This is a genomic window from Bacteroides sp. Marseille-P3684 (assembly GCF_900291465.1).
GTDB lineage: Bacteria > Bacteroidota > Bacteroidia > Bacteroidales > Bacteroidaceae > Phocaeicola_A.
The window spans coordinates 2472713-2478131 of sequence record NZ_LT985808.1 but is presented as its reverse complement, the minus strand read 5'-3'; the positions used below and the strand labels follow the sequence as shown (position 1 = coordinate 2478131).

Here is a 5419-nt window from a genome sequence, read left to right as displayed (position 1 = left end):
TGGTTCATCCGACATTTCGCGTGATAGTTTATTAAAGAAGAAAAACCGCTGAACAAATTGTATATTTGAATAAGCACAAACAAATGTACAGTAATGAACAGCAGTTTTCTATATCATGCTTGGGGGTTATATAACCACAAATGCACTCGTGAGGAATACAAAGGTAATACAATTATCTTACATATTGAAGCAAAAGAGCGGAAGAAAGAATGTCCTAAGTGCGGGCATCGCCAATTGGTCAAGAACGGTTTTCGAGTTCGTGACTTTATAGGACTCCCGATAGGCGGCAAAAAGGTGATAATCCGCATGAAAGTCCAACGCTATAAGTGCAAGAATCAGGATTGTGATTATGACCGTCAGGAGAGCATACCCTTTGCCACGGGTAGTTGCGGTTACACCCATCGTTTCGCAAAATATGTAGTCGACCTGTTAAGGAGCATGACCTTGAAAGACGCAGCCAATCTCCTGGGCGTATCCTGGGATACCGTCAAGGATATCCATACGCGTCATCTTGAATACCATTACGCGCCTCCCTCCCTTGAAGGAGTGGACAGCATTGGCATAGATGAATTTGCGGTCAGGAAAGGACATGTGTACAAGACAATCGTGGTTGACCTAAAGAGTGGCCGTATTCTCTATGTCGGTAACGGCAAAGGAGCAGACGCCCTGGATGGCTTTTGGAAACGGATCAGAAGAAAAGGCGTTGGCATCAAGTATATTGCAACAGATCTCTCCGCCGCCTTCATCTCCTCTGTATATGAGAATTGCCCGAATGCGGTGCACGTGTTTGACCATTTCCATGTGGTAAAGCTTATGAACGAGAAACTGGATGAAATACGTAGGGTGCAATACCACATGGAAAAAGACATCAACAAACGCAAGGTGTTGAAAGGTACGCGATACCTGTTACTGAGTAATGGGGCGGATATCTTCGACAAGGAGTATAAGACACGGCTTGACAACGCGCTGGATATGAACAAGCCCCTGTCGCAGGCATACTACCTGAAAGAACAGCTCAGGGAAATCTGGATGCAGGTCAATAAGGACGATGCCGAAAGGGTCATGACGGATTGGGTAAAGCAAGCCCGGGAGAGCAAAGTGCCGCAATTGGTGAAGATGGCAACTACGGTAACGGCACACAGGACAGGCATACTCGCATGGTATGACTGCCATATATCAACCGGAAAGGTAGAAGGCATCAACAACAAGATAAAGGTCATGAAGAGAACGGCATATGGATTTAGGGATGAACGATACTTTGAATTGAGGCTATATGCACTGCATGATTGCCGCATCACGCGAAATGTCGGATGAACCTCCTAAATCCTCTACTTTTTCTTGGTTCTTCCGTTGACTGTCGCAAACCTTGCCTTAATTTCTCCCATTGCTCCTTGAACCATTCGCCAATTGGCTGCCTGTTAATGGTCAGTACCAGTTTGCCGTTATCGGCCGGATTCTTTTCCACTTTAAAAACATCGTTCTTGATGTCAAACTTCCGCCTGTGCTCTTCGGAATAAATCCTGCCATTGCATCTGATAGCTTCTTTCTTTGTCAGGAGGCTCTCTATCATTTCTTTGGTAAAGCCGATGGCAGCGCACAACTTTTCCATTCTCAACATCTCCCTGAGCATCGGAAACCACTTGAAAGCCTTTTCAAGCAGGGTATTCAACCGTGATATTTCCTTGTCTTTGGCTTCAAGTTCCTGGTTGTGTATTCCTTGCAGGTTGCGTATCTGCTTGCCGTGCTGTTCCTGCATACGCTGCATTTGGGCTTTCAAGTCATCAATTCCCTTGTCCCGTTTGGCAATTTCCTGACGCAATTCGTCATTGGACTGCTCCAGTTTCTTCATTTTTCCGCTGCCGAAAAGAGAACCCACTCCGCTTGCTATGACAGTGGCAGCATCGGTGGCGGCGCTTTTGAGCTTGTCCGTGCGTATCTCCGATTTCACCTGTCTGAGTTCTTGTTCGGCAAGGTTTACCTGCTGTTCCTTATGCCGCTTTATGGTTTCTATGCGTTGCAGTTCGGCTTTCTGCTTCTCAATGATGAAGTCGTTCCGTTCCAGATGTTCTTTGCCTGTTACGGCTTTTGACTTACCACGCTCCATCAGAAGGATGTCGGATGCCAAGGTCTGCATCTGCATCATGTCATCGTCATTGAGTTTGCGGCTCTTGCCTGTATCGTGGTTCATCCAGTCGAATACGATATGCGCATGGTAATTCGGCTTGAACCACCTTTCGCCTACCTTGAAACTCTCCCTGTCCTCCGGGTCAGGCTGTCCGTTCAGCCAATGCCCTTCGTCTTTGTGCAGGAAGATTTGGAGCGGTGTAATGCCCCAGCGTCTTTGGCACTCCTCGCCAAACTTATGCACATCTGCCAGTGTGGTGTCAGGTCTGATGAGCAACACTCCCTCACGTATGGGTGAACATCCTGCCACTTTGATAATCTTGCCGTTCTTGCCTTTGCGCTCACGTTCTTTTTCCTGCATGGCACGACCTGTCTTTTCCTTGACCATCCGTTTGATGTTCTCATAGTGCATCTGCAATTCGGGACTGCCGAAGTCCGGGTTTATCCACTGCTCGTTATTTGCAGAGAGTTCGGATACCACATATACTTTGGATTTTCCGATATTGCGCATATACTCGGCAGTTCTCCGGTTATGAGCCTCGCTTGATGCCACGTTGCAAGGCTTGATATGTATGCTTGATTTTGTTGCCATCTATTCAATTTTTAATTTGATTGTTTACTAAATCTGTTTGTTGCTTTCCGCACATATCCGCAAGGGGTTCTTAGGGGTGCAACCCATGAGCGGAGTTTCCAAAGAGAGGGTCACTCTTTGGTCGGGTTGCATAGGGCTGAAAACCCTTGCCGGGTTCTTAGGGCAGCGTCCTAAGCCCCTCGGGAGAGCCCACAACTACGCAAGCGAAGCGTGTAGTTATAGTGAGCTATAACCGGAAGCCTTTCGGTTTCTTGGATAGCGCGTCATTCCTCTTTCTGACGGATTGAATTTGCTCTTTTCCATCAGCCATGCGCTTCTGCAAATACTCGTTCAGGTCTTTGCATCCGCAGTAGATTTGGGAAGCGTCCCGTATATGCCGGGTGCTGTCGTATTCCTTGCGGATTCGCTGCAAGGTTTCCATTCCTGCACGGTCATTGTCAAAAAAGCAGTGGATGCGCTCATAGCTTCCCAACGGGTAGAGTGCCTTGGAAACATTGGCTACGGAGTTCAGCACCATGTAATCCTGCCTGTCGAAATCGGGGCATTGCGGGCAGCTTTCAAGCCGCAGGGTCAGAAATGAGAGGTAGTCCATAAATCCCTCGAAAACGAAACAGGCGTCCTTCGATTCTTGTTGCCGTATGTGGGTGATGTCTTTCGGTGCGATACAGCCTTTGAAATATCGGTTGCGTATCTCATAGCCGCCCGATATGTTCGGAAACGCAATGGCGAAGTACCGCTTGCCGTTGTGCGTAAACCGTGCCTCCCGGCATTCTCTTTTCGCCAGTACCGGATTTATTCCCCTTTCCTGCAAATAAGCAAGCAAGGCAGGGGAAGAAAGCGGCACGATTTCCAACTGCTGGAAGCTCGGCTCTGTAAAGGACTGCTTGCGAAAAGAGAAAGAGACGGGGCGCACGTGCGGTGCCTGTTCCTCTATGCGTTTCAAAAGGTACGGCACACTATCCGTTGCATAGAGGTGCGAAGCCAGTGCGATGATGTTGCCGCCCTTGCCGAGCGCAAAATCATACCATTGGTTCCGCTCGGTGTTCACCTTGAACGATGCTTCGGTTTCTTCCCTGAACGGTGATTTGTACCAGAGATTGATGCCCTGCCGTTTCACCGGGTTATACCCCAAGCTGTGAAGATACTCCTCCAGCCTGATTTGTTTTGCTGTCTCCTGACTTCGTCACTCAAACAAGTCTAATTTTGCAAAGCGTTGATAAATAGAATTTTGTAATTTTGTGCCACCCATTTTAGGGTGACACGGTTCAAAAATATGTTTATACGAAGGAAAAAATATCCCTCAGGCAATGTTGGCATAATTGTCACAGAGAAGATTAATGGCAAAATGAATGAACTTGCCACAATCGGCATAGCTAAGGGACCCGAAGATCTTGATTCACTCATGTCTAAAGCCCGTGAGCGGATTGACAGGGAGCAAGAACGCCGGCATCCCCGTCTGGATCTTTTCGGCGAGGATCGTAAGGGGTGTGAAACGGAACTTCTGAATGCCGAGCAAATGCTTTCATGTATTACCAACATATCGATTAACGGGGCAGACNGGATTGACAGGGAGCAAGAACGCCGGCATCCCCGTCTGGATCTTTTCGGCGAGGATCGTAAGGGGTGTGAAACGGAACTTCTGAATGCCGAGCAAATGCTTTCATGTATTACCAACATATCGATTAACGGGGCAGACCTGATACTTGACCGTGTGTTTGACAGTGTGGGCTTCAACCGGATCGAGGATCCGGTGTTCCGACAGCTGGTAAAGGCGCGGTTGGCCTATCCGGCAAGCAAGGCGGCTACTGCCGAGTACCTGAAAAACCATTTCGATGAGGATGTCAGTCTGTCGAAGATATACCGTTATTTGGACAAGCTCAGCGACAGTCAGCATGAAATTGTCCAGGATATAAGCGTACTGCATACAAGGCAGGTGTTGAACGGCCGCATCGGTGTTTTGTTCTATGATGTGACCACTCTTTATTTTGAGGCGGATTATGAAGATGAATTGCGAAAGACAGGATTTTCCAAAGAAGGACGGCACAGGAATCCACAGATCATCCTCGGACTGCTCGTCAGCGTCGGAGGCTATCCGCTGGCTTATTGCATACATGAAGGGAACAAGTATGAAGGTCACACGATGCTGCCGGTAGTGACGGAATTTGTACGGAAATATAAATTGGAAGACTTTATTGTCGTAGCCGACTCCGGACTGATGAACAGCGACAATATAGCAGACTTGGAAGCAAACGGTTACAAATATATTATCGGTGCGAAAATCAAGAACGAAAGCAAAAGGATACAGGAATGGATACTCAGTCAGCCCAAAGTTGACAAGCAGATGGTGGAATACGACAAGGGAGGCAGCAGACGTCTGCTTGTGGGATATACAGACGACCGTGCCCGCAAGGATGCCCACAACAGGGAAAAGGGGATACAACGTCTGGAAAAGGCATACCAACGTGGCACCCTGACGAAAGACAACATAAACAAGCGAGGTTATAACAAGTTCTTGAAGATGAAGGGCGACATTAAGGTGACCATCAATTACGACAAACTTGAGGCTGACGCGAAATGGGACGGGCTGAAAGGATATCTTACCAATACAAATATCCCGACCGGTGAAGTATATGCCGCATATCATAACCTATGGCATGTCGAAAGGGCTTTCCGCATCTCAAAATCGAAGATAGAGATACGACC

The 5419-nt window shown here is 47.8% G+C and carries 4 protein-coding genes; 2 read left to right on the top strand and 2 right to left on the bottom strand.

All coding sequences use genetic code 11. The annotated features are described in order from the left end of the window. Positions 1-93: 93 nt before the first annotated feature. On the top strand, positions 94-1314 hold the full coding sequence (locus C8275_RS09715) for an ISL3 family transposase (protein ID WP_106484983.1): 1221 nt from the start codon (positions 94-96) through the stop codon (positions 1312-1314). On the opposite strand, the gene C8275_RS09710 is transcribed toward C8275_RS09715, so the two are convergent. Together C8275_RS09710 and C8275_RS09705 are read right to left on the bottom strand one after the other, a co-directional pair. Then, entirely contained in the window at positions 1295-2716 is a 1422-nt protein-coding gene (locus C8275_RS09710) for a mobilization protein (protein WP_106484982.1), read from the bottom strand. The two genes, C8275_RS09715 and C8275_RS09710, sit on opposite strands and share 20 nt — an antisense overlap. A gap of 226 nt (positions 2717-2942) precedes the next feature. Further along, entirely contained in the window at positions 2943-3875 is a 933-nt protein-coding gene (locus C8275_RS09705) for a toprim domain-containing protein (protein ID WP_106484981.1), read from the bottom strand. Positions 3876-4370: 495 nt separating this feature from the next. Between C8275_RS09705 and C8275_RS09700 the strand changes: the two genes are divergently transcribed. After that, positions 4371-5419, top strand: a 1049-nt coding sequence (locus C8275_RS09700; RefSeq protein WP_369861187.1) for an IS1634 family transposase, incomplete at its 3' end; no start/stop codon positions are given.

Bases quoted from the DNA above. Each gene is read 5' to 3' on its own strand.
- C8275_RS09710 (WP_106484982.1), bottom strand. From the start codon at position 2,716: ATGGCAACAAAATCAAGCATACATATCAAGCCTTGCAACGTGGCATCA.
- C8275_RS09715 (WP_106484983.1), top strand. From the start codon at position 94: ATGAACAGCAGTTTTCTATATCATGCTTGGGGGTTATATAACCACAAA.